General features: G+C 39.0%; 26 protein-coding genes. 20 read left to right on the forward strand and 6 right to left on the reverse strand.

Going from position 1 to position 24506, the window contains the following annotated elements; genetic code table 11:
* Positions 1 to 4: 4 nt before the first annotated feature.
* The 5 genes from VGE44_RS16185 (at position 5) to VGE44_RS16205 (ending at position 3767) form a co-directional block, all read left to right on the forward strand.
* Positions 5 to 1408 (forward strand): sigma-54 dependent transcriptional regulator, encoded by a 1404-nt coding sequence (locus VGE44_RS16185; RefSeq protein WP_331081069.1) that lies wholly within the window; start codon positions 5 to 7, stop codon positions 1406 to 1408.
* A 93-nt stretch (positions 1409 to 1501) separates the two neighbouring features.
* On the forward strand, positions 1502 to 2545 hold the full coding sequence (locus tag VGE44_RS16190; RefSeq protein ID WP_331081071.1) for an AI-2E family transporter: 1044 nt from the start codon (positions 1502 to 1504) through the stop codon (positions 2543 to 2545).
* 71 nt (positions 2546 to 2616) lie between these two features.
* Positions 2617 to 2934 (forward strand): YtxH domain-containing protein, encoded by a 318-nt coding sequence (locus tag VGE44_RS16195; protein WP_331081073.1) that lies wholly within the window; start codon positions 2617 to 2619, stop codon positions 2932 to 2934.
* 13 nt (positions 2935 to 2947) lie between these two features.
* Positions 2948 to 3328, forward strand: a complete 381-nt coding sequence (locus VGE44_RS16200) for a phage holin family protein (protein ID WP_305364811.1) — start codon at positions 2948 to 2950, stop codon at positions 3326 to 3328.
* Positions 3306 to 3767, forward strand: coding sequence for a hypothetical protein (locus VGE44_RS16205; protein ID WP_331081076.1), 462 nt, complete (start codon positions 3306 to 3308; stop codon positions 3765 to 3767). Before VGE44_RS16200 ends, VGE44_RS16205 begins: the two co-directional genes overlap by 23 nt.
* 33 nt (positions 3768 to 3800) lie before the next feature.
* Here the strand turns inward: VGE44_RS16205 and VGE44_RS16210 are convergent, their stop codons facing one another.
* Complete coding sequence (locus VGE44_RS16210; RefSeq protein WP_331081078.1) at positions 3801 to 4730, reverse strand: GDP-L-fucose synthase; 930 nt, start codon at positions 4728 to 4730, stop codon at positions 3801 to 3803.
* Between the two features lie 53 nt (positions 4731 to 4783).
* Here VGE44_RS16210 and trmB point away from each other — a divergent pair, with 53 nt between their 5' ends.
* The 7 genes from trmB to VGE44_RS16245 all read left to right on the forward strand — a co-directional run bounded on the left by trmB (position 4784) and on the right by VGE44_RS16245 (position 12447).
* Positions 4784 to 5434 (forward strand): tRNA (guanosine(46)-N7)-methyltransferase TrmB, encoded by a 651-nt coding sequence (gene trmB, locus VGE44_RS16215; protein ID WP_331081080.1) that lies wholly within the window; start codon positions 4784 to 4786, stop codon positions 5432 to 5434.
* Positions 5435 to 5770, forward strand: a complete 336-nt coding sequence (locus VGE44_RS16220; RefSeq protein ID WP_331081082.1) for an MGMT family protein — start codon at positions 5435 to 5437, stop codon at positions 5768 to 5770.
* 39 nt (positions 5771 to 5809) lie between these two features.
* Positions 5810 to 6160 carry a carboxymuconolactone decarboxylase family protein gene (locus VGE44_RS16225; protein WP_331081084.1) on the forward strand — a complete coding sequence of 117 codons (351 nt, stop codon included), beginning with the start codon at positions 5810 to 5812 and terminating at the stop codon, positions 6158 to 6160.
* A gap of 58 nt (positions 6161 to 6218) precedes the next feature.
* The gene (locus tag VGE44_RS16230; RefSeq protein ID WP_331081086.1) at positions 6219 to 6788 is read left to right on the forward strand and encodes a DNA-3-methyladenine glycosylase I; all 570 of its coding nucleotides are present in this window, start codon (positions 6219 to 6221) and stop codon (positions 6786 to 6788) included.
* A gap of 37 nt (positions 6789 to 6825) precedes the next feature.
* Positions 6826 to 9639, forward strand: coding sequence for a DNA polymerase I (polA, locus tag VGE44_RS16235; protein WP_331081088.1), 2814 nt, complete (start codon positions 6826 to 6828; stop codon positions 9637 to 9639).
* Positions 9640 to 9758: 119 nt separating this feature from the next.
* Positions 9759 to 11180: a glycogen/starch synthase gene (locus VGE44_RS16240; RefSeq protein WP_331081090.1), complete on the forward strand. Its 1422-nt coding sequence runs from the start codon at positions 9759 to 9761 to the stop codon at positions 11178 to 11180.
* A 1-nt stretch (position 11181) separates the two neighbouring features.
* The gene (locus VGE44_RS16245) at positions 11182 to 12447 is read left to right on the forward strand and encodes a glucose-1-phosphate adenylyltransferase (RefSeq protein ID WP_331081187.1); all 1266 of its coding nucleotides are present in this window, start codon (positions 11182 to 11184) and stop codon (positions 12445 to 12447) included.
* 23 nt (positions 12448 to 12470) lie between these two features.
* Here the strand turns inward: VGE44_RS16245 and VGE44_RS16250 are convergent, their stop codons facing one another.
* The 3 genes from VGE44_RS16250 to VGE44_RS16260 all read right to left on the reverse strand — a co-directional run bounded on the left by VGE44_RS16250 (position 12471) and on the right by VGE44_RS16260 (position 14479).
* Positions 12471 to 12776, reverse strand: a complete 306-nt coding sequence (locus VGE44_RS16250; protein WP_331081092.1) for a YbaB/EbfC family nucleoid-associated protein — start codon at positions 12774 to 12776, stop codon at positions 12471 to 12473.
* Between the two features lie 14 nt (positions 12777 to 12790).
* Positions 12791 to 13189, reverse strand: coding sequence for a response regulator (locus tag VGE44_RS16255; protein WP_331081094.1), 399 nt, complete (start codon positions 13187 to 13189; stop codon positions 12791 to 12793).
* A gap of 72 nt (positions 13190 to 13261) precedes the next feature.
* Positions 13262 to 14479 (reverse strand): serine hydrolase domain-containing protein, encoded by a 1218-nt coding sequence (locus tag VGE44_RS16260; RefSeq protein ID WP_331081096.1) that lies wholly within the window; start codon positions 14477 to 14479, stop codon positions 13262 to 13264.
* Positions 14480 to 14666: 187 nt separating this feature from the next.
* Between VGE44_RS16260 and fumC the strand changes: the two genes are divergently transcribed.
* From fumC to hisS, 5 genes are read left to right on the forward strand one after another with little or no spacing between them, the layout of a single operon-like run.
* Positions 14667 to 16064, forward strand: coding sequence for a class II fumarate hydratase (gene fumC / locus VGE44_RS16265; protein WP_331081098.1), 1398 nt, complete (start codon positions 14667 to 14669; stop codon positions 16062 to 16064).
* A gap of 53 nt (positions 16065 to 16117) precedes the next feature.
* Entirely contained in the window at positions 16118 to 16621 is a 504-nt protein-coding gene (locus VGE44_RS16270; RefSeq protein WP_331081100.1) for a fumarate hydratase, read from the forward strand.
* Between the two features lie 6 nt (positions 16622 to 16627).
* A complete protein-coding gene (locus VGE44_RS16275) occupies positions 16628 to 17425 on the forward strand; it encodes a S1/P1 nuclease (protein WP_331081102.1) in 798 nt (265 codons plus the stop codon).
* 10 nt (positions 17426 to 17435) lie between these two features.
* Entirely contained in the window at positions 17436 to 17879 is a 444-nt protein-coding gene (locus VGE44_RS16280; protein ID WP_331081104.1) for a low molecular weight protein-tyrosine-phosphatase, read from the forward strand.
* A gap of 28 nt (positions 17880 to 17907) precedes the next feature.
* A complete protein-coding gene (gene hisS / locus VGE44_RS16285) occupies positions 17908 to 19287 on the forward strand; it encodes a histidine--tRNA ligase (RefSeq protein ID WP_331081106.1) in 1380 nt (459 codons plus the stop codon).
* Positions 19288 to 19412: 125 nt separating this feature from the next.
* On the opposite strand, the gene VGE44_RS16290 is transcribed toward hisS, so the two are convergent.
* Positions 19413 to 20393, reverse strand: coding sequence for an alpha/beta hydrolase (locus VGE44_RS16290; protein ID WP_331081108.1), 981 nt, complete (start codon positions 20391 to 20393; stop codon positions 19413 to 19415).
* Between the two features lie 144 nt (positions 20394 to 20537).
* Here VGE44_RS16290 and VGE44_RS16295 point away from each other — a divergent pair, with 144 nt between their 5' ends.
* Genes VGE44_RS16295 through VGE44_RS16305 form a run of 3 tightly spaced genes read left to right on the forward strand, consistent with a single transcriptional unit; the run spans position 20538 to position 22426 of the window.
* Entirely contained in the window at positions 20538 to 20981 is a 444-nt protein-coding gene (locus tag VGE44_RS16295) for a Rieske (2Fe-2S) protein (protein ID WP_331081110.1), read from the forward strand.
* Positions 20982 to 21002: 21 nt separating this feature from the next.
* Entirely contained in the window at positions 21003 to 21878 is an 876-nt protein-coding gene (locus tag VGE44_RS16300; RefSeq protein ID WP_331081112.1) for a DUF5777 family beta-barrel protein, read from the forward strand.
* Positions 21875 to 22426, forward strand: a complete 552-nt coding sequence (locus tag VGE44_RS16305) for a YceI family protein (protein ID WP_331081114.1) — start codon at positions 21875 to 21877, stop codon at positions 22424 to 22426. Before VGE44_RS16300 ends, VGE44_RS16305 begins: the two co-directional genes overlap by 4 nt.
* Before the next feature lie 103 nt (positions 22427 to 22529).
* Here the strand turns inward: VGE44_RS16305 and VGE44_RS16310 are convergent, their stop codons facing one another.
* Positions 22530 to 24461: a CocE/NonD family hydrolase gene (locus VGE44_RS16310; RefSeq protein ID WP_331081116.1), complete on the reverse strand. Its 1932-nt coding sequence runs from the start codon at positions 24459 to 24461 to the stop codon at positions 22530 to 22532.
* Positions 24462 to 24506: the final 45 nt, after the last annotated feature.

The raw sequence follows: 24506 nt of genomic DNA on the forward strand, positions 1-24506 counted from the left end.
ATCCATGAATAAAATATTAATAATCGATGACGAAATAAACATCGGCCTTCTTTTATCAAAGTTTCTGACCAGAAATGGATTCGAAGTAAAAACAAGTACTAACGGAATCAGTGCTTTGGAGTTAATGACAAAGGAGGAATTTGATCTGGTCCTTTGTGATTTTCGACTTGAGGACACCGATGGAAGGGAGATGTTAAAAAAGATCAAAACTTCCTACCCGAATACCGGAGTGATTATCATCACTGGTTATTCGGATATAAAACTGGCTGTAGAGTTAATTAAAATGGGTGCATTCGATTATATCTCCAAACCCTTGTACCCCGATGAAATACTAAATACGATCAATAAAGCACTTGAGGCTCAAAAAATAATTAATCAAGCTGAAACCAAGGAACCTGAGACAGAAAAAAGAAGAGAAAGCATTGGAAATGTGATTCCTGAAGAATTTGTAACCGGAAAAAGTCCGGCTTCTCTTGAATTAATGAAACAGATCAAACTTGTAGCTCCAACCAACTACAGTGTAATACTTAATGGTGAGAGTGGGACAGGTAAGGAATCGGTTGCAAAAAGCATTCATTTTAATAGTCCCAGAAAAGATAAGCCATTCATTGCGATGGACTGTGGTTCCCTCACCAAAGATCTCGCAGGAAGTGAGTTTTTTGGCCATGAAAAGGGTTCATTTACAGGTGCTTTGTATACCAAAATTGGTCATTTTGAAATGGCAAACGGCGGAACATTATTCCTGGATGAGGTTGGAAATCTTTCTTATGAAATTCAGGCAGCATTATTAAGAACTGTTCAGGAACGTAAAGTAAAACGAATTGGAAGCACGAAGGAAATCGATCTTGATGTCCGTATCCTTGTTGCCACGAATGAAAACCTGAGTGATGCGATTCAAAAAGGCCGCTTCCGGGAAGACTTATTCCATCGCTTCAATGAGTTCAATATCACCATACCCCCATTGCGCGATCGTGGTAAAGACATCCAGCTTTTTGCAGAACATTTTTTAAAAGAGGCCAATGCTGAATTAAACAGAAATGTCACAGGCTTTTCTTCAGAAGTGATAGATTGTATGATGACCTATAATTGGCCTGGAAATGTACGCGAGTTAAAAAATGTGATTCGGCGTGCAACCCTGATCACTGAAGGAAACGAAATACAACTCAAGGCTTTGCCACTCGAAATCTCAACATTTGCAAAAGCTTCAGCACTTGAGAGCAGTTTTGGCTCAAATGTTGCTGTCAATCCAAACAAGCATGATCTTAAAAATGCGGCTATGGAAGCAGAATATGAAACCATTTTGAATGTATTGAAAGAAGTGAATTTCAATAAGACAAAGGCTGCTAAAATTTTGAATATAGACCGAAAGACACTTTACAATAAAATGAAAGCGATCAATCTGGACTAATATAAAACAAAAGAGTAATCAGATAAACCCGCTTCAGCTTTAGGCGGGTTTTATTATTTTAAATCCCCTCTTAGGGCATCAACAGAAACGAATATGTCGATATACAGCTATAAGCAAAGAAATGACATAGTCCTGGCCATCCTCATCATTTTAGGATGTTTCGTATTGTATAGCCTTAGAACAATAGCCGGCACCTTACTTAGCACCATTGTACTTTATACTCTTCTCCTTCCGGTTTACAATTTACTGGTTGAAAAATATAAGATAAAAGATCGGATAGCTGCAACTCTGATGATTCTGTTATCACTCCTGGTAATAGTGCTCCCATTCTTAATGCTCAGCCTGATGGTTATTGATAAGATCACTGAATTTCAGGCTGATCCAATGCGAATGATGGTCATTATGCAAAGGATTGACGATTTCATTGGCTCCAAATTAGACCAGCCTCATCTCCTCGATAAAGGGATGGCAAAACTCAGTCAATTTGCCACAGAATTATTTCCATCGTTGATTAGTGGTGCGTTTAACATTATTCTGGGTCTGGTAATTATGTATTTTTTGTTATATTTTATGATGGTACAAAGAAAGGAATTTGAAGCAGGCTTGCTTAAATATGCTCCTTTCCGCGAACAGAATGCTTTAAAATTCGCAGAGGAATTAAAGAATAACACCTATTCCAATGTTCTCGGTCAAGGTTATATTGCCATCGTGCAGGGCTCGCTTTTAAGTATTTCATTCTTCATATTCGGAATCAGTGATCCCATCTTTTGGGGGGTAATAGCAACATTTCTCTGTTTTCTTCCGGCGATTGGAGCGCCTCTTGTATTTGTTCCTGCGGCAATAATTGAATTAGCCAATGGAAATGATACTGCTGGCTGGGGAATCCTGCTTTTTGGCTTTATTGTGATTACCAATATTGATAATGTCTTGCGTTTGATCATTGCTAAAGGGATTTCAAACACACATCCAATCATAACCGTAGTTGGCGTGATTATTGGTATACCTATCTTTGGTATACTAGGACTAGTATTTGGCCCGTTATTATTATCGTACTTTATGTTAACTATCCGGATTTATGAAACAAGTAAACTGGCAACAGAAAGACTTGAAAAATTGAGATCGGGTGGAAATGAATAATTTTTAGATGTATATTGATAGTTGAAAGAATTGTAAAAAACCATTTATCTGTAATATTAAATAATTTAACCATGAAAGATAACTCGAAAATTTTATTCGCACTGCTTGCCGGGATGGCTGCAGGAGCAGCGTTAGGAATATTATTCGCCCCGGAAAAGGGATCAGAAACCCGTGATAAACTAAGTGATTCTCTGAAAAATCTCGGAGATAGTATTAAAGACCGTGCCGCCGAAGAGATTGAAAACCTGACCGAATTTAAAGAAAAGGTTGTTGAGAATATCAGGTCAAAAATAAGGTCGGCAGAAGATGATTATACCCAAGCCAAAGTAAATGTCAGCAATATCGCTGATGATGCAGAACGCAAGTATAATAAGGTTAAAAATTCTTAAATTTTTCAACGGCATGGAAGAACAGGAAGTTGATCCACAAAATATCATTGAGAAAATTAAAGAATATATTCATGTTCGAACAGAGCTATCTGTGCTCAGTGCTGTGGATAAGGGATCGCAATTGTTTGCCGGTTTGCTTACCGATGGCCTGGTTCTGGTACTTACAGTTCTTGCCTGTTTATTCGGCAGCCTTGCCCTCGGATTTTATCTATCCGAAGTCTTAAATAACACTTATGGCGGTTTTTTAATCGTAGCAGGTATTTATTTACTCGGGGCTGTAATTTTGAATTCCATTAAAGAGAAATATTTGGAGAAACGGATCATTAATTTAGTGATTGAAAAATTTTTCAAGGATAGAAATGAAGAACAACATGAGAACAAGGATTCAAAATAGTGACGATCTGCGGGCCGAAATTCTTCGTTTAAGGACTGTACGTTCTGAGATAGAGGGTGAATTAAAATTGGAAACTGACAGAATTGCCAGCAGGTTTCGGGTGCCTCTTATGCTATTCAGTAAAGTTAACGATTGGGTTAGTCCAATGTTTAAGCCAAACAGAAATGAACCTGGCAGTTTACAGCAGGACTGGGTAACCAGTATCTTTCGAGTTGGTTTGCCGGTAGTGATGAATAAATTTATATTCCCTAAATCAGGATTTCTGCTAAAATCAGTTGTCGAATTGCTTTCCCAGAATACTGCAAAAACAGTAAACAAGGATGTTGTAAGCGATCTGATTAATAAATTTTCAGAATGGATAAAATCAACTAAAAGAAAGAAAAAACAGGAGCCGGGAATTGATGATTATGGAATTCCCCCTGATAGTGAAACTTATTAGAAAGAACTTCCCAATTGTATTCGGGAGGTTTTTTTATGCGTAGTTCTTTATGAAATCATCATAAACCTTCTGGATGCCCTGTTCGAGATCAACCTCATGCCTCCAGCCCTTACTATGTAACTTCGAAACATCCAAAAGCTTACGGGGAGTACCATCAGGCTTGGAAGGATCAAAAACCAAATCACCTTTAAAACCGATTATCCTTTTAATTAACAAAGCCAGTTCTTTAATAGTTATGTCCTCACCGGTTCCAACATTGATCATACCCGGCTCATCGTAATTTTGCATCAGATAATAACAGGCATTTGCCAGATCGTCAGAAAACAGAAACTCACGCCTGGGACTTCCGGTTCCTAAAATAGTAACATGATCTGCAGAATTTAATTTTGCCTCATGAAATTTTCTAATCAGAGCCGGCAAAACATGTGAATTTTGTGGATGATAGTTATCATTAAAACCGTACAGATTGGTAGGCATAACAGATATAAAATTACATCCATACTGAGAACGATAAGCTTCACACATTTTAATACCTGCAATTTTTGCTATCGCATATGGTTCATTTGTAGTTTCAAGTAATCCGGTCAATAAATATTCTTCCCTGAGCGGCTGGGGTGCATGCTTGGGATATATGCAGCTTGAGCCCAGAAACATTAACTTCTTTACCCCATTCAGATAAGATTGATGGATTACATTATTCTGTATTGACAGATTCTCAAATAAGAAATCGGCCCTGAAGGTATTATTAGCAATTATTCCCCCAACTTTTGCTGCCGCAAGAAATACATAATCCGGTTTCTCTTTGAGAAAAAAATCAGTCACAGCTTTCTGATCTCTCAAATCCAGTTCAGATGAAGTACGCGTTAAAAGATTAGAATAACCTTCTTTTTCGAGTTTTCTGAAAATGGCAGAACCCACCATTCCACGATGACCTGCAATATATATTTTAGATGCTTTTTCCATTATTATAGAGTATGCAAAGATAAAACTATTTTTACTGGCATTTTAGATTAGAAATGGGTAAGGATAAACTTCGTCGCTTTGCAGAAATCACAGCCTTTGAAAATGTCATAGAGCTTGAAGATGGAAAAGTATTAAAGGGCCAGTGGGCCAAAAATCATTTTAAAAACAATAATCCCCTCATTCTTGAACTGGGATGTGGTAAAGGTGAGTACACTGTCAATCTTGCACGGCTGTTTCCTGAAATTAATTTTATTGGGATAGATTATAAAGGAAACCGCATCTGGAGAGGTGCAAAAACCGCTATTGAAGAAAATATTTCAAATGTTGCCTTCCTTAGAATTCAGATTGAAAATCTGCTGGATTACTTCTCTGAAACTGAAGTTTCGGAGATTTGGATCACTTTCCCTGACCCACAGCCACAGATAAGCCGGGAGAAAAAACGACTGACTTCTGTCCGCTTCCTGGATATGTACAAAATTGTTCTCAAAAAGCAGGGTCCGGTGCATTTAAAAACAGATAGCGACCTTTTATATATCTTTACTCTTGCAAAAATTAAAGAGCTCGGTCTTATTACTCATATCAGTACAGACGACCTTTACAAATCCAACTTTGTTGATGATATACTTTCAATCAAAACCTATTATGAGAAAAAGTATCTTGCAAATGATAAGAATATAAATTACCTGAAGTTTAGTTTTGAGTAAATGGACAAGCTTAGTTTCTATGATCAGGTCTACCAGGTTGTAAGACTCATACCAAAAGGAAGGGTAAGTTCTTATGGCGCAATAGCCTCTTATCTTGGAACAAGGGGCTCATCAAGAATGGTCGGCTATGCAATGAATGCTGCACATACGACCTTTCCCCCGGTGCCTGCCCAAAGGGTAGTGAACAGAAATGGTTTGCTCACCGGTAAATTCCATTTCGGCTCAGTAGACATGATGCAACAATTACTTGAAAATGAAGGAGTTAAAATAGAGAATGACAAGGTTGTTGATTTCAAAAACATATTCTGGGATCCTGCAATTGAGCTTGAACTCTAAAAAACCGACTTAGCCTTCAAAATATATTTGCTATAAAATATGGGAAAAATGATCGATGAATTCAACAGCTACCGTACCCGGATGAATGAACGCATTATGGATACTGCTGATACTAATATCAAACGTTTCATTGCGCTCGATACAACAACCTATGCAGATGGCGCACTGAATGTTAAAACAAAAGAAATGCTCGGTCTGGTAGCCTCTATGGTTTTACGCTGTGATGATTGCATTAAATATCATCTCGGAAAGTGTCATGATGAAGGGGTGAGTAATACTGAAATGAATGAGATCTTTATGATTGCAAATCTGGTAGGAGGTTCTATTGTTATTCCTCATTACCGGAGAGCTCTTGAATATTGGGAAGAGCTTAACAGCAATTTATCCTGAACCATATCGCATTTTGTTTGAATTAACAGAGGCCTTGTAATTATAAATAAACCAAACCTTGAATCCAGATCAAAATATCGTCAGATGTGCCTGGTGTGGCACCGACCCTCTTTATGTCAGATATCATGATGAAGAATGGGGTAAACCTGTTTATGATGATCAGACTTTGTTCGAATTTTTAATTCTCGAGAGTGCACAGGCAGGGCTTAGCTGGATCACTATCCTGCGGAAGCGTGAAAATTACCGGAAAGCGTTTGCAAATTTTGATGCCCTGAAAGTTGCCGCTTTCAGCCAGGAGGATGTAGAACGCTTATTACAGAATGAGGGAATTATTCGAAACCGGCTAAAGGTTAATGCTGCAATAAGCAATGCCAGATTATTTTTGGGAATTCAGAAAGAATTCGGTTCCTTTTCCAATTATATCTGGGGATTTTTACCAGATAAAAAACCAATTATAAATAAACTAAGCAGCCATAAGGACTTGCAGCCAAGAACTGAACTTTCAGACCGCATCAGTGCAGATATGAAAAAACGGGGCTTCAAATTCTTTGGAACAACTATATGTTACGCGCATATGCAGGCTACAGGAATGGTAAACGACCATATTGAAGGCTGCATAGCCAGATAAATTTTAGAGGGTATATTCCCGAAATTCAATACTGATAATGAAAAAGCTATTTCTCTTAGATGCATTTGCCCTGATTTACAGAGCCCATTTTGCATTGAGTAAAAATCCGAGGTTCACATCCGGGGGTCTGAACACCTCAGCCATAATGGGGTTCACAAATACACTGCTGGAGGTTCTTAAGAAAGAAAATCCCAGTCATATGGCCGTGGTATTTGATACCGATGCACCTACTGAAAGGCATACTGATTTTACAGCGTATAAAGCCCACCGACAAGCAATGCCAGAGGATCTTTCAACTGCCATTCCTTATATCATCCGCCTGATTGAAGGATTTAACATCCCGGTTATATTTTCTGATGGATACGAAGCCGATGACCTGATAGGAACTCTTGCCAAAAAAGCAGAAATCGAAGGATTTACAGTCTATTGCATGACACCAGATAAAGATTTCGGACAACTCGTTTCCGAGAACATTTTCATTTACAAACCTGCCCGGATGGGAAATGGTATGGAAATTCAGGGTGTAAAAGAGATCCTTGAAAAATGGGAAATTGATCATGTTGAACAGGTAATCGATATTTTGGGTTTATGGGGCGATGCAGTAGATAATATCCCTGGTATTCCGGGAATTGGCGAAAAAACCGCAAAACAACTAATTAAACAATACGGTTCAATCGAAAATATCATCAGCAATAGTCATGAACTGAAGGGGAAACTTCGGGAAAATGTTGAAAATTTTGCTGAACAGGGTCTTATCTCAAAAAAACTCGCTACCATCATGCTGAATGCACCAGTAGATCTTGATGTCGATGCTTTGCACGTTGATGAACCCAATCGGGATGTACTGGAACCCCTTTTCGCAGAACTGGAGTTTCGTACACTTGGAAAAAGAGTTTTTGGTGAAGAATTCAGCATTGCCGATGTAAAATCCAGCCCTTCTTCCGGACAAATGGATCTGTTTGGAAATCATGAGGCGCAGGAGCCTGCTGATTCAAATAAAAAGGAAGAAAAAAGCCTTCCGCAAATGCCGCTAAGTTTCAAAAACATCAGCAATACTGATCATAATTATCAGTTAGTTGATAATGGAGAGAAAAGAAGCAGCCTCGTTCGCTTACTCAATGACCATAGCTTTTTCTGCTTTGATACTGAAACCACCGGACTTGATGCCAACAATTGTGAACTTGTTGGGCTTTCATTCAGTGTTAAACAAGGTGAAGCATGGTATGTTCCGCTTCCGGCAGACCAGAATGAATGTAAAACTATTTTAAAAGAGTTTAAATCTGTTTTAGAGAACCCGCTTATTTCTAAAATAGGTCAAAATATTAAATATGATATTCTGGTTCTTAAATGGTATGACATCAACATACAGGGTGAGCTTTTCGACACCATGCTTGCTCATTATCTGATTGACCCCGATTCGCGTCATAACATGGATCTGCTGGCTGAAAATTACCTGAATTATAGTCCTGTGAGTATTAGCACCCTTATTGGCGATAAAGGTAAGAATCAGGGAAATATGAGGGATGCTGATATTGAAAAAGTAAAAGAATATGCAGCAGAAGATGCTGATATAACCCTTCAGTTGAAGACTGTATTCGAACCCATCCTCAAATCAGTCAATGCCTGGAAACTGGCAGAAGATATTGAGAATCCCCTGATCTATGTTCTTGCTGATATTGAACATGAAGGAGTAAAAATCGATCAGGGCGCATTAGTGGAATTTTCCAAAACACTTGAAACTGATATCCGGTCATTCGAAAGAACAATTTATGAAAAGGCAGGTGTCAAATTCAATATCGCCTCACCAAAACAGCTTGGTGAGGTTCTGTTTGATAAACTTCAGCTTGATCCGCAGGCAAAAAAAACCAAAACCGGACAATATCAGACCGGCGAAGATGTTCTCCTGAGGTTGGCCAACAAAAGTGATATTGTAGCTGACATTCTTGATTTCAGACAATTACAAAAACTGAAATCCACTTATGTTGATGCTTTACCCCAGATGATCAACCCGAAAACAGGTCGCATCCATACATCCTATAACCAGGCAGTTGCATCAACGGGTCGTCTCAGTTCAAACAATCCCAATCTTCAGAATATTCCCATCCGCACCGAGCGTGGCAGGGAGGTCAGAAAGGCATTTATTCCAAGAGATAATGAACATGTTTTATTATCAGCAGATTATTCCCAGATCGAACTAAGGATTATTGCCGAGATCAGTAAGGATGAGAACATGATGGAAGCTTTTATAAACGGACTGGATATTCATACGGCAACAGCCGCTAAAGTATATGGAATTGCATTAGAAGAAGTAAATTCAACCCAAAGAAGGAATGCAAAAGCCGTAAACTTTGGAATTATTTATGGACAGTCAGCTTTTGGGTTATCACAAAATCTCGGTATCCCCAGAAAGGAAGCAGCAGAAATTATTGAAAATTATTTCAATACCTACCCCAATATTAAGAAGTACATGAATGATACCATGAACTTTGCACGTGAAAATGGGTACGTGGAAACCATTATGGGCAGAAGACGTTACCTCAGGGATATTAATTCGGCCAATCAGACTGTTAGGGGCTTTGCGGAGCGAAATGCGATCAATGCACCGATCCAGGGATCGGCAGCAGACATGATTAAGATTGCGATGATCAGGATTCATCAGGATATAAAAGATCATAAACTGGGCTCGAAAATGACGATGCAGGTACATGATGAATTGGTGTTTGATGTACTTATTCATGAAACCGAGATTATGAAGGGAATCATTACCGAGCGAATGAAAAATGCGATTAAAATGGAGGTCCCAATTCTGGTTGAGGTTGGTGAAGGCCGAAACTGGCTGGAAGCTCATTAATTAAATCACAGTTTTGCAGAATTTGAATATCGGCTGATATTTTGTTATCTTATTCCATTAGATTAACACATTAAGTTTTGTAGTTTACATTTCTTAAATTCAGTTTTCAATATTCCTTTATGAATGTCATTCACCTCAGTGCAGAATGCTACCCGGTTGCCAAAGTCGGCGGACTTGGGGATGTTGTTGGTGCGCTGCCCAAATACCTTTGTGAAGCCGGAATAAATGCCTCAGTAGTATTGCCATATTACGACCGCAAATTCGTTCAGGAAAACACTTTTGATATCATATTCAAATCAACAGGAATACTGGGATCTAAAACTTTTAAATACAATATTCTCAAAGAAAGGAACAGAACTCTGGGTTTTGATTTATATCTGATTCAAATACCCGGCCTGCTTGATCGCCCTGAAATATATTGCTACCCTGATGAAATAGAGCAATTTATTAGTTTTCAACTCTCATTCTTAGATTGGATCAGTAAATCCGATCAGAAACCTGACATTATTCATTGTCATGATCACCATACCGGACTAATTCCTTTTCTGGTTTCACATACAATTGCATACAGCAATCTGGCCTCTATTCCAACTGTTTGCACGATACATAATGGACAGTATCAGGGCTGGTTTGGCTGGGATAAAATTTCTTATTTACCTGCCTTTGACCTGAATAAAGCCGGACTTCTGGACTGGGGGAACTGTATTAATTCCCTGGCCGCCTCTGTAAAGTGCTGCTGGAAATTTACCACAGTTTCGCCAAGCTATCTGAAAGAACTATCAATCAATTCGAATGGTCTGGAAAAATTGTTTCAGATGGAAGAAGCTAAAGGATCTGGAATAATTAATGGTATAGACACCCTTGTTTGGAATTCGGAGACTGATCCAATGATCTTCAAAACCTATTCGCTAGATAGCGTTAATGCCGGCAAGAAAGAAAATAAAAAGCAACTCTGCAAAGAGTTTGGACTGAGCAGTTCAAAGCCACTGGTTGTATTTATCGGAAGGCTGGTTGGTGAGAAGGGTGCTGATTTGCTTTCAGAAGCTATTGCATCTTGTCTGGATACCTATAAAGGAAAACTAAATTTTCTTATTTTAGGTTCAGGAGACCCGAAAACTGAAAAGGAATTAAAAGATCTTTCTGTAAAATATAAAAAACAATACGGAGTTTATATCGGATACGATGAAATGCTTTCACATCGAATCTATGCAGGTGCTGACTTCCTGATTATGCCATCAAGAGTAGAGCCATGCGGCTTAAACCAGCTTTATGCGATGCGATATGGAACTATACCTGTTGTTCATAAAACAGGGGGGTTAAAAGATACCGTGATCGATTTAAAAGAGGCGGGAGGCTACGGACTCAGTTTTGATGAGCTGAGTATACAAAGCATAAAAACAGCGATCGGAAGAGCCTGTGAGGTTTATGAGGATACTGAAAGAATGACTCTAATAAGAAAAAAGATAATGTCACTTGATTTTTCATGGGACAAATCGGCAGAAGAATATATTAAACTATATAAAAGCTTGAGCAATGATTGAAATGAATTCTAAAGTACTATCTGTTGTCCTGGGTGGCGGACAAGGTTCCCGCTTATATCCTCTGACTGATACCCGCTCAAAACCGGCTGTTCCAATTGCTGGAAAATACCGATTGGTGGATATTCCAATTTCAAATTGCCTGAATTCAGGGATTGAGCGAATTTTTGTTTTAACCCAATTTAATTCTGCTTCCTTAAACAAGCATATTAAAAACACTTATCATTTCAGTTTTTTCAGTGAAGCATTTGTAGATATTCTCGCAGCTGAACAAACACCGGGTAACAGTACCTGGTTTCAGGGCACTGCAGATGCGGTCAGGCAGAGTCTTGGTCATATAGTACAGCACCAATGTGAATATGTTCTGATTCTTTCAGGTGATCAGCTATACCAGATGGATTTTGGAGATATGGTCAGAAGCCACGAAGAAAGTGGGGCTGAGATTAGTATTGCAACTATACCTGTAAACGCAAGAGATGCAAGTGATTTTGGCATTCTGAAGGCTGATAAAAATAACCTGATAACTTCCTTTATTGAAAAACCCAAAAAGGAACTTTTGCCTGAATGGAAGTCGGAAGTTGGACATGAACTCAAATCAAAGGGCAAGGAATACCTGGCATCAATGGGTATTTACCTTTTCAATAGAAAGTTGCTATTAGAATTACTGGAAAATAATACGAGAACAGATTTTGGTAAAGAGATCATACCCCAATCCCTTGAAGATCATAAAGTAATTAGTTATAAATTTGAAGGTTATTGGACTGATATAGGAAATATTCCTTCCTTCTTTGAGGCAAATATAGGCCTTACCGATGATATCCCTGAATTTAACCTTTTCGATAAAAAATCCATTTATTCGAGGGCCAGGATGCTTCCACCATCCAAAATATCTGGAACAACTTTAGAGAAGACAATTATTGCTGACGGATGTATTATAAATGCAAGCAGAATAGAACGTTCGATTATTGGAATCAGGACTCGCATTGGAATAGGCACCACAATAGTTAATAGTTATGTTATGGGTGGAGACCGCTATCAGACATTGAATGAGTTAAACGAAGCCCTTGACAAAAAACAACCCATAATGGGTATTGGCGAAAGATGCTACATTAAGAATGCTATCATTGATAAAAATTGTTTCATTGGCGATGACGTCAGAATTAATGGAGGAAATCATCTCGAAAACGGGGATTTTAAAACTCATACCATTAAAGACGGTATTGTAGTAGTCAAAAAATTAGCCGTAATTCCAAATGGAACAGTAATCTGAAAAGGAAGAATAAACAGGTAATACTATTTCCCGAACAAATTGCCGAGGCCTCCCATCATGTCACGGGTAACTGCCTGCATTTCTGTTTGGCTCACATTATCTGCCTGAGCTAAGACCTTATTTACTGCTGCTGCGAGCAATTCTTCGAATTCTTCATGATCAGCTGATCGTAAAAACTCAGGATCAATTGAAACAGCTGATATATGCTTATTGGCGGTTGAAGTAATTCTGATTTTGCCCCCTTCGACTTCGGAAGAAACAGAAATTAAATCTAATCGCTTCTTTATTTCCTCAGCCTTTTGCTGGGCCTGTAATAATTTATCAAACATAAATTAATCGAAATTTAATTAGTCTCTATAATTGACCTGATGATATCCGGAGATAATGGCTTGGAAATAAAACCCTTAACAGCAACATATGATTTTGAGCGAATTAAGTCTTTTTCATCAACCGAAGAGGAAACAATAAAAACCCGGATATTTTTTTTGAACTCCTTAATAAGCGTTTCAAAAGTCTCGAGAAAATCCCATCCATCAAGTACCGGCATATTCAGGTCAAGAAGTATGACATCCGGGAGTGCTTCCTTATTATTTTTGTTCTCTTGTAAAAAATCAAGTGCCTTTTGAGCATCTGTATAACTGAAATACTCATCGAACAGATTATGCTTTGATATCATGATCTGAGCTATACGCTGATGAATCGGATCATCATCAATAATAAAAACTCTGCTCTTCAAATCCATTTAGGCAAGTTAACCATATTTACAGGCAAAAAAAATGATCTGCTGATTTCTTTGTTTAAAAGAACTTGTGAACTAATCCTCATCATCAGAAACTGAACTTTGTCCGTTTCCTGAATAGGCACTTCTTCTTACAATTGGCATACCCGCAACCTTATAAAGTTCATCAAGTTTCAATAAGCTTCCATTTGTAAGATTAGTTAATAAGATAATCGTAATATCCTTATTCACCTGTCTTAAATAAATATTCCTGAAACCATGCCACCAGCCTGTATGATATACAACTTTATTTTTACCATTCTCGAAGGTCCGCCAACCATAACCATAATTAAAATGCCCTTTTTGCATCACATTATGAGCAGCATAAACCGAATCCATAGTCGCAGGCTTCAATAATTTGGCTTTTCTCATAGCCCTGTCAAATAAATAGAGATCATGTATGGTACTGTATATTCCTTTATCGCCAACAGGTCCATCAAGAAAATTTTGCGCTACAGAGCGGCGCCAGTTTCGGTCATGCCCAACAACATCCACAGGAATTTTGTCAAATTCAGCCTTGGAATACACTGCGGTATTCTTCATTCCAAGCGGTTTAAAGATATTCTCCGCCATAAATTGAGAATATTTTTGGCCGCTTACCTTCTCAATAATCGCGGCCAGAACCATGTAATTGGAATTATTGTAATGAAACCTTCTGTTTGGTTTGGAGTATGGATTAGGCTTGTGTTCAGCAATTAGCTTCATCACATCCTGATTGGTAATTCCCGGACGCTCATCTTTCTTTTGTGCTTTCCAAAGATCGTCTACGAAATAAACATAATTCATCATACCCGATTTATGGGTTAAAAGAAGCTCAACCGTAATACTATCGTATGGAAAATCAGGGTAAAACTCCTTTACATTCTGATTTAGTTTTAGCTTACCATCTTCAACTAGCATCATAATAGCAGTAGAAGTAAATGGTTTGGAAACTGAGGCGAGCTCAAAAACTGAATTAATCTTTAAACTGTCCCGATGAAGATGATCAGCCCAGCCAATGGCTCTTTCATAAATAATCTTTCCGTTCTTAGCTACCAGCACATTGCCATTAAATCCTGATCTCCTGTGAAGATTTGTAACAATTTCATCTATACGTTTATCAGCTTTTCTTGGGTCATAAAAAAGAACAACACTATCTGGCACTTCTTTTTCAAGAATTTTACTCTTTCTTTTTTCTGATGGATCTGAACTACAGGCCTGTACTAAAATAAAAAGTACAAACAATGCTAAGCTGTTAGGGAAATATTTGATCATGAAACGTATTTGGTATAGATTTAATGCTGAAAATTAGAAAATATTATAAAAAGGCTAATAAAAGAGTTATAAACACCGGAGTATAAATTGTTCAGATTGTTACAATTTAGATCGTAAAATCTAAATTATTGCCCCTGATTCAAGGTAAAAAAATCTAAATTTGCAGCATAACAAAAAACCTGTTCCAATGACTTACAGAGTAGAACACGATACTATGGGCGAAGTTAAAGTGCCCGCAGATAAATACTGGGGTGCCCAAACCGAGCGTTCAAGAAATAATTTTAAGATTGGTCCGGAGGCCTCAATGCCAAAGGAAATAATAGATGCTTTTGCCTATCTGAAAAAAGCGGCTGCATACACCAACACCGACAGTGGTATTTTAACACCAGAGAAACGCGATCTGATCGCAAAGGTTTGCGATGAAATACTGGAAGGTAAACTCGCCTCAGAATTTCCTCTGGTTATCTGGCAGACAGGTTCCGGTACCCAGTCCAACATGAATGTAAATGAGGTTATCGCAAACAGGGCCCATGTTCTTCAGGGAAACAAGCTCGGTGAAGGAAAGACTTTTGTACATCCAAATGACGATGTAAATAAGTCGCAGTCTTCAAATGATACCTATCCAACTGCTATGCATATTGCAGCCTATAAAATGGTAATCGAAACCACTATTCCGGGCATAGAAAAACTTCGCGATGCTCTACATCTTAAAGCTGAAAAATTTAAAGAGGTAGTTAAAATTGGCCGTACTCACCTTATGGATGCTACTCCATTAACTTTAGGACAGGAGTTTTCGGGTTATGTTTCGCAATTAAATCACGGATTAAAAGCCTTAAGAAATACTTTAGATCATTTGTCAGAACTGGCACTGGGCGGAACTGCCGTTGGTACAGGCATCAATACCCCAAAGGGATATGATGTTAGTGTTGCCGCTTACATAGCCAAATTTACAGGCTTGCCCTTCATCACTGCTGAGAATAAATTTGAAGCATTAGCTGCACATGATGCAATCGTTGAAACTCATGGTGCATTAAAGCAAATCGCTGTTTCACTAATGAAAATTGCAAACGATATCCGAATGCTGGCCTCAGGCCCACGTTCAGGTATTGGCGAGATTCATATTCCTGACAATGAGCCCGGTTCCTCCATCATGCCCGGAAAAGTAAATCCAACCCAAAATGAAGCTGTGACTATGGTTGCAGCACAGGTCATGGGCAATGATGTTACGATCAGCATTGGTGGTTCAAATGGCCATTACGAGCTGAATGTTTTTAAACCGGTGATGGCCGCTAATTTCCTGCAATCGGCACGCTTAATAGGAGATGCCTGCGTATCTTTCACCAATAATTGTGTGGCAGGAATTGAACCGAATTATGATGGTATCAAGAAACACCTTGAAAACTCTTTGATGCTTGTTACTGCACTTAATCCTCATATTGGTTATGAAAATGCTGCCAAAATTGCTAAAACAGCCCTAAAAGAAAACAAGTCACTGCGTGAAGCTGCCATTGGTCTGGGTTTATTGACTAATGAACAATTTGACCAGTGGGTCCGCCCCGAAGATATGATTGGCGGATTAAAATAATTAGTATACCTCTCCTTCGCCATTGGCCCGGGAGAGGTATTTATAAATTCAAAATGGTAAAAAACGCCGGTATTTTCTTTTTTGCCTTGTTACTGCTGGCTTCAGCCTCCTGCAAATTCAATCCTAATCTGCAGGGTAAAGGCACAGAAAGTATTCAGGGAATATGGGAAGAGGATAGCGTTGATTACCAGAATGAAAGGCTACAATATTCCAGACATCAATTTCGTTTTACCTGTGATTCTGTTTATCTAACGATAAAAACTTTCGCTAAGGTAAATACCTATCCCGACTCCTGTTTTAATAATGGAACCTGGACCGAGTACGCTAAAGGAACTTATCTCAGCAAGGGGGATACCCTGATGCTGACAACAACTTTTACAAAATCAAATTTCAAGCAAAAAATCTCCGGATGTTACCGTGTTGGTCAATATCTTCCGGCATTTATTATCCGAAAAAATACAGCTGATAGTTTATATCTTGAAAGCCTAAAACAGCATTTGAATATTAAATTATCCCTTAAAGAAAAAACGGTCTGTATTCAGAAACCGCTAAACTAATTCATTATGAAATTTAATTCTCTTAAGAAGGTATTTCTGGCCATTGTGCTGTTCTATCTGCCCGTTCAGGCTATGGCCTGGGGACTCCTTGGACATAGGGTAGTGGGTCAGATTGCAGAGAGCTATCTGAGCAGGAAAGCAAGCCGTGAAATAAAACTAATACTGGGGAATGAAAACCTGGCAATGGCCAGTAATTGGGCAGATTTTATTAAATCTGAACCTTCCTATAATTACCTTAATAACTGGCATTACATTAATCTTCCTGCCGGATTGAACGAAGAACAGCTTGATTTGGCGTTAAAACGCGATACCGTTACAGATGCCTATACTAAAATTCTTTTTCTGAGTGCCGAGTTAAAAAATAAGAACCTTGAACAGGATAAAAAGGTAGTTTATCTGCGTTTGCTGATTCATTTGGTAGGCGATCTCCATCAGCCGATGCATACCGGTCGTTTTGAAGACCTTGGAGGTAATAGGATTCAGTTAACCTGGTTCGGGCAAAACACTAACCTGCACCGTGTGTGGGATTCAGATCTAATTGATTCACAAGAACTTAGCTATACAGAATATTCGCGTTCCATTAATTTCATTGATAAAAATCAGTTGCACTCCCTCCAGTCGCAGGATGCAGCTCAATGGGTTAAAGATTCTTACCGCATCAGTGAAAAACTTTATGCAAAGGTAAATAATGGTGATAAATTGAGCTACCGCTATATTTATGATAACATTGAAATCGCGAATCAGCAAATGCTTAAAGGGGGAATTCATCTTGCGGCTTTACTAAACAGTATTTTTTCAGCTTAAGAGCCAATTTATGAAGATTTTAATGGTATGTCTTGGCAACATTTGTCGTTCTCCGTTAGCACATGGTATTTTGGAACACCTTGTCAGGCAAAAAGGTTTAAACTGGGAAATTGATTCTGCAGGAACCGGTAACTGGCACATCGGAGAACAACCCGACAGACGTTCAATTGCTGTTGCAAGAAAATATGGCCTTGACATATCAGGACAAAGCTGCCGGCAGTTTGAAATCGCAGATTTTGAAAGGTTTGACCAGATCCTGGTAATGGATTATAGTAACCTGAACGATGTGAAAGCTCTGGCCAGAAATGAGGAAGAACATAACAAAATCAGCCTTTTCCTCAAAAATACCATCGTTCCAGACCCTTATCATGATGATGATCAATTCGATCCGGTCTATCAAATGATAGAAAAACGCTGCAAAGAATTAATAGAGGAATTCGCTTCCACTATTTAAGCTAAAGGTCTTTTTGTACCTTTACACCATGGCAATCATCAAACCATCTATCCCGAAAGGAACCCGCGATTTTTCAGCAAATGAAATGGTGAAACGCAATCATATTTTTAATACTATCAGCGCAGTATTTAAAAAATATGGCTATCAGGAGATCCAGACTCCAACCATGGAAAATCTTTCTACCCTTACCGGAAAGTATGGCGATGAAGGAGATAAACTGATCTTTAAAGTTCTGAATTCAGGTGATTTTTTATCCAATGTACCCGCAGATAAACTTGAGGCTCGTAACTCACAAGGCCTGACTTCTGATATAAGTGAAAAAGCTCTTCGCTACGACCTCACTGTACCCTTCGCCCGCTATGTAGTGATGCACCGCAATGAGATCTCATTCCCGTTTAAACGTTTCCAGATCCAGCCTGTATGGCGTGCCGACAGACCACAGAAAGGACGTTATCGTGAATTTTACCAGTGTGATGCTGATGTAGTTGGTTCTGATAGTCTGATCAATGAAGCAGAATTCGTATTGATCTACCATGAAGCATTAAGCAAACTTGGCCTGAAAGATTTTACTGTCAAGATCAATAACCGTAAAATATTATCCGGTATCGCCGAGGTTATTGGAAAACCAGAGCTAATTGTTGACATGACTGTTGCGATTGATAAACTTGATAAAATCGGCTTTGAGGGAGTGACCAAAGAACTGATCGAACGCGGTTTTACCGAGTCAGATATTGAAAAACTTAAGCCAATAATTAACCTAAGCGGATCAAATGAGGAGAAATTAAACAGCCTTCGTTCAGTTCTTGCAGCATCTGAAACAGGTTTGAAAGGAATTTCCGAAATTGAAACCATATTTAGCTACATCAATCACCTCATACCTCATACCTCATACCTCATACCTCTGGAACTTGACATCACCCTTGCCCGCGGGCTGAACTACTATACCGGTGCGATCTTCGAAGTAAAAACCAATGAAGTGGCTATGGGAAGTATCGGAGGTGGCGGTCGTTATGACGATTTAACCGGAATGTTCGGACTCAGTGACCTTACCGGTGTAGGTATCTCATTTGGTGCCGACCGCATCTATGATGTTCTTGAGGAGCTAAATCTTTTTCCTGAAAGTACTTCAGAAAGTACAAAGGTACTCATCAGCAATTTTGATTCTGCAGCCGAGAAGTATGCCCTACCCCTGCTTCAGCAATTAAGAAACGCGGGAATCAGTGCTGAAATTTATCCATCATCAGCCAAACTAAAAAAACAGATGAGTTATGCGGATGATAAAAAAATACCTTTTGTTATCATCATAGGAAGTGAAGAAATGGAAAGCAGGCTACTCAGTCTTAAGAACATGAAAAGTGGCGAGCAGCAAAAAATTACTGCTGAACAAATCATAGCTTCTTTATCATAAGACTTACGAATTTACCTGGGCCCTATACTTTTAAAATTCGTCACCCGATAGTTTTCAGGTCGCTATTTTGTGTGGGATTGACGAAATCTACATTGCGCTTACCAGGGTGATTTCACAAATCAACGCTATTTGATATTCTCACCCAATGCCCTTAAAAACTCTTCCGGTATCTCCAGATGCGGAATATGCCCTGAATTACTAAACTCGATCAACACAGACCCCGGAATTTTAGATGCAGTTTCTTTGCCCAGCTGATTGTAAAGCCCATATTTCGCCTGGTCTTCAGGCTTAAGTCTCGCTTTACCCACAATAGTTTTATCCTGAGTGCCAATCAAAAGCAATACCGGAACTTTGAGCAATGGAAATTCATATACCACCGGCTGTTCATAAATCATCTGGGCAGTTAAAGCCGATACCTTTGCATAACGTGGAAACTCAGAACTTCCGTTCACTCCTGAAGCTATACGAACCAGTTCATCATACTCAGGCTCCCATTTTACGAAATAGGAGGTTTGATAATATCGTTTAACACTTTCAGGCGTAGTTTTAAGCTCTGCCTGATACATAGCTTCCGGACTTGCATTGGGTACAAATCGACGGTAATCCTCTAAACCAATTGGATTTTCAAGAATTAACTGTGCTGTTCTTTCAGGATAAAGCAAGGCAAAGCGACTTGCAAGCATTCCGCCCATAGAATGTCCCATCAAAACAGCCTTCTGAATTCCCAAACTGTCTAATAGCTGTCTGTTTAAGGCAGCAAGGCGGTGGAAACTGTAATTTATAAATGGCTTGGATGATTTTCCAAAGCCAATCTGATCAGGAACCAATACCCGGTAACCCTTTGCACTAATGGCCTTGATCACATTTGTCCAGTAATACCCTCCAAAATTTTTCCCATGAAATAGCATCAGGACTTTTCCATTCGGATTATCCGGCTTGATGTCCATGTAAGCCATACGTACATCCTGGCCTTCAATATTCAGTGGCAAAAACTTTACAGGAAATGGGTAGTCCACATTTTCAAGCGTTATTGACAGGCTTTGAATCTGTTGGGCATTTGCAAATGATGAGACCAACAAAAGAAAAAATAAAGACAATTTTCTCATAATCAAGTATTTAAAAATAAAAATAAATTATTCGCCGGGATAAAACTTACCCCGGATAAACCATTTGGATTTTTCTGCCGTATATGCTGTAAATCAACACTATTCGAAATTTAAACAATTAGAAACCTATAACACAACATTATTATGGAACGTAAAGACTTTCTTACAGCACTTGGCCTGAGCGCAGGTTCATTAGTTATCAGCTCATGCCTTGGTGCCTGCGGCAAAAGCGATACAGGTTCACCCGATCCGGTTACACCTACACCGACTCCTGGTGGCAAGTTAGATTTTACTCTTGATGTAAGCTCAAATGCAGATATAAATTCAAAAGGATGGACAATAATGAATAGTGTAATCATTGCTAAAAATGGCTCAAGCTACATTGCTCTTTCCTCTGTTTGCACTCATCAGGGAAACCCTGTAACATATAATTCAGGTAGTAATAATTTTCCTTGTTCATTAACAGATGCTGCTCATGGGTCTGTTTTTGATTCAAATGGTGCAAGAGTCCAGGGACCGGCAACTTCTGCTCTTAAAAAGTATAGCACTACTTTAACCGGAAGTTCCTTAAGGGTTTTTGAAGCCTAATCCAGACATAAATTCAAAACTATGAGAAAGATTTTCCTCTTAATATATTTAGTACTTCCATTCTCTGCCTTCGCACAGGAAGATCTTATGAAACTTGTTTCAGATAGCAATGAAGTATTTATCAGGACGGCCACCTTCAAGGCTACCCGAATTATAAACGGACACTCGGTTGAAACTGTCGGCAAGAACAATATGGATTTCATTATTTCCCATCGTTTTGATCGCATAAACCGTGGTTTTGAAGAATTTTTCGGACTAGATGCTGCTACAAATCGTCTTGGATTGGAATACGGAATCAATGATCGATTTATGATCGGACTTGGAAGAAGCTCATTTCAGAAAACATTTGATTACTTCGCCAAGTACAAACTGCTCAGACAAACTACAGGTCAAGGAAGTATGCCCCTCTCTGTCACACTATTTGGAGGATATGCAATACGAACCCAAAAAACTACTCCCCAGCTTTCAGGATCTGACAGAAGCAGTTATACGGCGCAATTCCTGATTGCCAGGAAATTCAGCGAAGCCTTTTCATTGCAGCTGAGTCCGACTCTGATTCATAGAAACAGGGCAGATATTTTCACAGACAATAAAACGGTCATCGCAACTGGAATAGGTGGAAGAATGAAATTGACCAAACGTACTTCCCTCAACGGAGAGTATAATTATGTTCTTCCGAACCAGATTGATGACAACTATAAGAATAACCTTTCCTTTAGTTTTGATCTTGAAACCGGAGGGCATGTATTTCAATTGCTTTTTACCAATTCATTCGGAATGACTGAAAGACAGTTCATTACAGAAACTGATGGGAGCTGGGGAAGTGGGGATATCCACTTCGGCTTTAATATTTCAAGAACCTTTTCTTTTGAGAAAAAAAGCAAAGCGAACCCATGAAAAACTATTTGATCCTAACGGTCTTTATTCTGACTTTTAATTTAGCTTCAGCACAAAATAAGCTTTATAGCAGTAATAAAACTGAATTTAGCTTTTTCTCTAAAGCTCCATTAGAAGATATCGAAGCGAAAAATACACGGGCGAATTCAATCATTAATCTATCAAACAGGGAGCTTGTTGTTCGCATTCCTATCTCTCAATTTCAATTTAAAAACAAGCTGATGCAGCAGCATTTTAATGAAAATTATATGGAAAGTGAAAAATACCCATATGCCACTTTCAAAGGTAAGATTATTGAAGAGCTGGATTTAAGCAAACCTGGAGTATATTCCGTTAATGCTAGTGGGACATTGAATATTCATGGTGTTGATCAGGAAAGGAAACTGAGTGGAAAAATAACTGTTGGCGAAAAGTCATTATTACTTGAAACACTTTTTGATGTTATGCTGATTGATCATAAAATTGAGATTCCGAAGCTGGTATTTAAAAAAATAGCAGAAAAGATCGAAGTAAAAGCGAATATCAGTTATTCACCATATACAAAATAGGTATCCCGCATTGAAGAATGCTTACTAACCAATTACAATCCAATTACAATAAAAAAAGCCAGTCGAATGACTGGCTTTTTTTGTTTAAATATCAGAACAAAACCTAGTTATCAAGCGGGCGAACGGTTGGTAGCACAATACTGCTTAAACGTGCACCTCCATGATGAATAGTTTGCTGAGCTACACGAACACGGTCGCTGCTGCCAAACGGATCACCAGTGTTTGGGTTGCGGTCAAACTGAGGGAAATTACTTGAAGTAATATCTACCCGAATCCGATGACCTGGTAAGAATACATTGGCAGTACCTGTCATTTCAATTTCGTATTCATAAACCTGATTAGGTGTAAGTAATTTGATCTTATCCAATCCTTCACGGAATCTGGCTCTCAAAATACCTTCCGAGATAGGCATTGCCCTGCCATCAGGATAAACATCTACCAGCTTGATCATCCAGTCGGTATCCGGCCCATCGGTTGCGGCGAATAACTTCATTTTCATCGGACCCGCAATTGTTACCGGACTTTTCAGAAATTCTGAAGTGTAGACCAGCACATCTTCCCTGCGCTCCAGCGGCCGCTGATCATATGGACCGGCCTGTGTTGGGGTACCGCAACAATTATTTCCGCCTAAGGTCATAATTGGAGTTTTTGGATCATAGGTATATTTATCACTTGCTGCCTTTTTAGGTGCCTCAAAACTTAATACTCCATCACCCCGAACAGAATTTGCATTTCCGTTACTGCTCAGATACAGGTTTCTGTACTGAGTTCCCGGAATCGGATAATCTTTCTCACTACGCCATTTATTGATACCCATATAGAACAACTGCACGGGATCCTCAAGATCTAAACCGTTTTTGATTCCTTTCAAATGATAATCATAGAACTGCAATTCCCTGTTGAACATCTTCATATTGGCAGTAGCACCAAAATCAACAGTTCCGAATGATTGTGAAGGGCCATGACCCCAGGGGCCAATAATCATCCGGGCACCGGCACGTGCTGCTGGAGTAGCAGCCTTATTTCTCATCCCGATATAACCATTAATAGTACCCATTAAAAAGATATCAAACCAGCCGCCATAGGTATGAGCGGGAACATTCATTTTAGAAAAATTCTCTTCATCACTAATTGACTTCCAGTAATCATCATAGCTCTCATGATTTATCCAGTCGCGATAATGCTTAACCGCATAACCGGCACTTTTCAGGTCACCATCCTTTAATGGCAAATGCCATAAAATATTTTCATACTTCAATTCTTCAGGAGTATAGGCTTCAGTATGCCAGTATTGAGGTAACATAATCCGGTTAGGCATACGAACAACGCCCCAGCCATAATTAAAACTTAAACGGAAAGCTCCACCCATGGTTAACCAGTTAGCATAGATATTGGTTGAGGCTACCCCTGGAAATGCTGCCACTAAATGTGGAGGAGTTGCACTCATTGCTGCCCATTGGTTATGACCCAGGTAACTTCCACCCTGAGTAGCAACCTTACCATTAGAGAAAGGCTGAGCTGCTGCCCACTCGATCACATCATAGCCGTCTTTAGATTCATCACGGAAAGGATCCCAGTTGCCCTCACTTTCGTAACGACCCCTGATATCGGCAAAGACCACAGCATAACCTTCCTGAGCAAATCTGATCTTATCCTGATGGCCACCGTCACGCTGTACACCATAGCAGGTACGAATAACAATGGTTGGGTATTTGCCAGGTGCAGCCGGCAGATAAACATCAGCATATAGTTTTACTCCATCACGCATCGTAATGGTTCTGTAACGTTCTATCTTTATTTCGTTATTAACAGGTTTGCGTAGTAATTCAGGAATATCATTCCTTTTTGCAGGCTCGGCACTGCTAACCATTTCGGAAATAAGCGCATTACTTGTATACATGTGATTTCGATTGTTCAAATCACCTGAATAACTATTGAATTGATTGCCAGTCCCCAATGGCTTGCCAGTCTGTCCCAGAGTGCCCAGAGCCCCTGAGAGAAAAACCGCAAATAGTAAAACCTTTAACTTGTTCATATTTTTTTCTTTAATATCCTTAGATAAATATGGATAAATAAGTTC

The organism is Daejeonella sp., assembly GCF_036405355.1.
Taxonomy (GTDB): Bacteria; Bacteroidota; Bacteroidia; order Sphingobacteriales; family Sphingobacteriaceae; genus Daejeonella.

Excerpts from the sequence above, each read along its gene's own strand:
- VGE44_RS16210 (WP_331081078.1), bottom strand. The coding sequence starts at position 4,730 with ATGGAAAAAGCATCTAAAATATATATTGCAGGTCATCGTGGAATGGTG.
- VGE44_RS16275 (WP_331081102.1), top strand. The coding sequence starts at position 16,628 with ATGAAATTTAATTCTCTTAAGAAGGTATTTCTGGCCATTGTGCTGTTC.
- trmB (WP_331081080.1), top strand. The coding sequence starts at position 4,784 with ATGGGTAAGGATAAACTTCGTCGCTTTGCAGAAATCACAGCCTTTGAA.
- VGE44_RS16255 (WP_331081094.1), bottom strand. The coding sequence starts at position 13,189 with ATGGATTTGAAGAGCAGAGTTTTTATTATTGATGATGATCCGATTCAT.
- VGE44_RS16290 (WP_331081108.1), bottom strand. The coding sequence starts at position 20,393 with ATGAGAAAATTGTCTTTATTTTTTCTTTTGTTGGTCTCATCATTTGCA.
- VGE44_RS16245 (WP_331081187.1), top strand. The coding sequence starts at position 11,182 with ATGAATTCTAAAGTACTATCTGTTGTCCTGGGTGGCGGACAAGGTTCC.
- VGE44_RS16200 (WP_305364811.1), top strand. The coding sequence starts at position 2,948 with ATGGAAGAACAGGAAGTTGATCCACAAAATATCATTGAGAAAATTAAA.
- VGE44_RS16300 (WP_331081112.1), top strand. The coding sequence starts at position 21,003 with ATGAGAAAGATTTTCCTCTTAATATATTTAGTACTTCCATTCTCTGCC.
- VGE44_RS16205 (WP_331081076.1), top strand. The coding sequence starts at position 3,306 with ATGAGAACAAGGATTCAAAATAGTGACGATCTGCGGGCCGAAATTCTT.
- VGE44_RS16250 (WP_331081092.1), bottom strand. The coding sequence starts at position 12,776 with ATGTTTGATAAATTATTACAGGCCCAGCAAAAGGCTGAGGAAATAAAG.
- polA (WP_331081088.1), top strand. The coding sequence starts at position 6,826 with ATGAAAAAGCTATTTCTCTTAGATGCATTTGCCCTGATTTACAGAGCC.
- VGE44_RS16310 (WP_331081116.1), bottom strand. The coding sequence starts at position 24,461 with ATGAACAAGTTAAAGGTTTTACTATTTGCGGTTTTTCTCTCAGGGGCT.
- VGE44_RS16270 (WP_331081100.1), top strand. The coding sequence starts at position 16,118 with ATGGTAAAAAACGCCGGTATTTTCTTTTTTGCCTTGTTACTGCTGGCT.
- VGE44_RS16295 (WP_331081110.1), top strand. The coding sequence starts at position 20,538 with ATGGAACGTAAAGACTTTCTTACAGCACTTGGCCTGAGCGCAGGTTCA.
- VGE44_RS16190 (WP_331081071.1), top strand. The coding sequence starts at position 1,502 with ATGTCGATATACAGCTATAAGCAAAGAAATGACATAGTCCTGGCCATC.
- hisS (WP_331081106.1), top strand. The coding sequence starts at position 17,908 with ATGGCAATCATCAAACCATCTATCCCGAAAGGAACCCGCGATTTTTCA.
- VGE44_RS16225 (WP_331081084.1), top strand. The coding sequence starts at position 5,810 with ATGGGAAAAATGATCGATGAATTCAACAGCTACCGTACCCGGATGAAT.
- fumC (WP_331081098.1), top strand. The coding sequence starts at position 14,667 with ATGACTTACAGAGTAGAACACGATACTATGGGCGAAGTTAAAGTGCCC.
- VGE44_RS16260 (WP_331081096.1), bottom strand. The coding sequence starts at position 14,479 with ATGATCAAATATTTCCCTAACAGCTTAGCATTGTTTGTACTTTTTATT.
- VGE44_RS16240 (WP_331081090.1), top strand. The coding sequence starts at position 9,759 with ATGAATGTCATTCACCTCAGTGCAGAATGCTACCCGGTTGCCAAAGTC.
- VGE44_RS16220 (WP_331081082.1), top strand. The coding sequence starts at position 5,435 with ATGGACAAGCTTAGTTTCTATGATCAGGTCTACCAGGTTGTAAGACTC.
- VGE44_RS16280 (WP_331081104.1), top strand. The coding sequence starts at position 17,436 with ATGAAGATTTTAATGGTATGTCTTGGCAACATTTGTCGTTCTCCGTTA.
- VGE44_RS16305 (WP_331081114.1), top strand. The coding sequence starts at position 21,875 with ATGAAAAACTATTTGATCCTAACGGTCTTTATTCTGACTTTTAATTTA.
- VGE44_RS16195 (WP_331081073.1), top strand. The coding sequence starts at position 2,617 with ATGAAAGATAACTCGAAAATTTTATTCGCACTGCTTGCCGGGATGGCT.
- VGE44_RS16185 (WP_331081069.1), top strand. The coding sequence starts at position 5 with ATGAATAAAATATTAATAATCGATGACGAAATAAACATCGGCCTTCTT.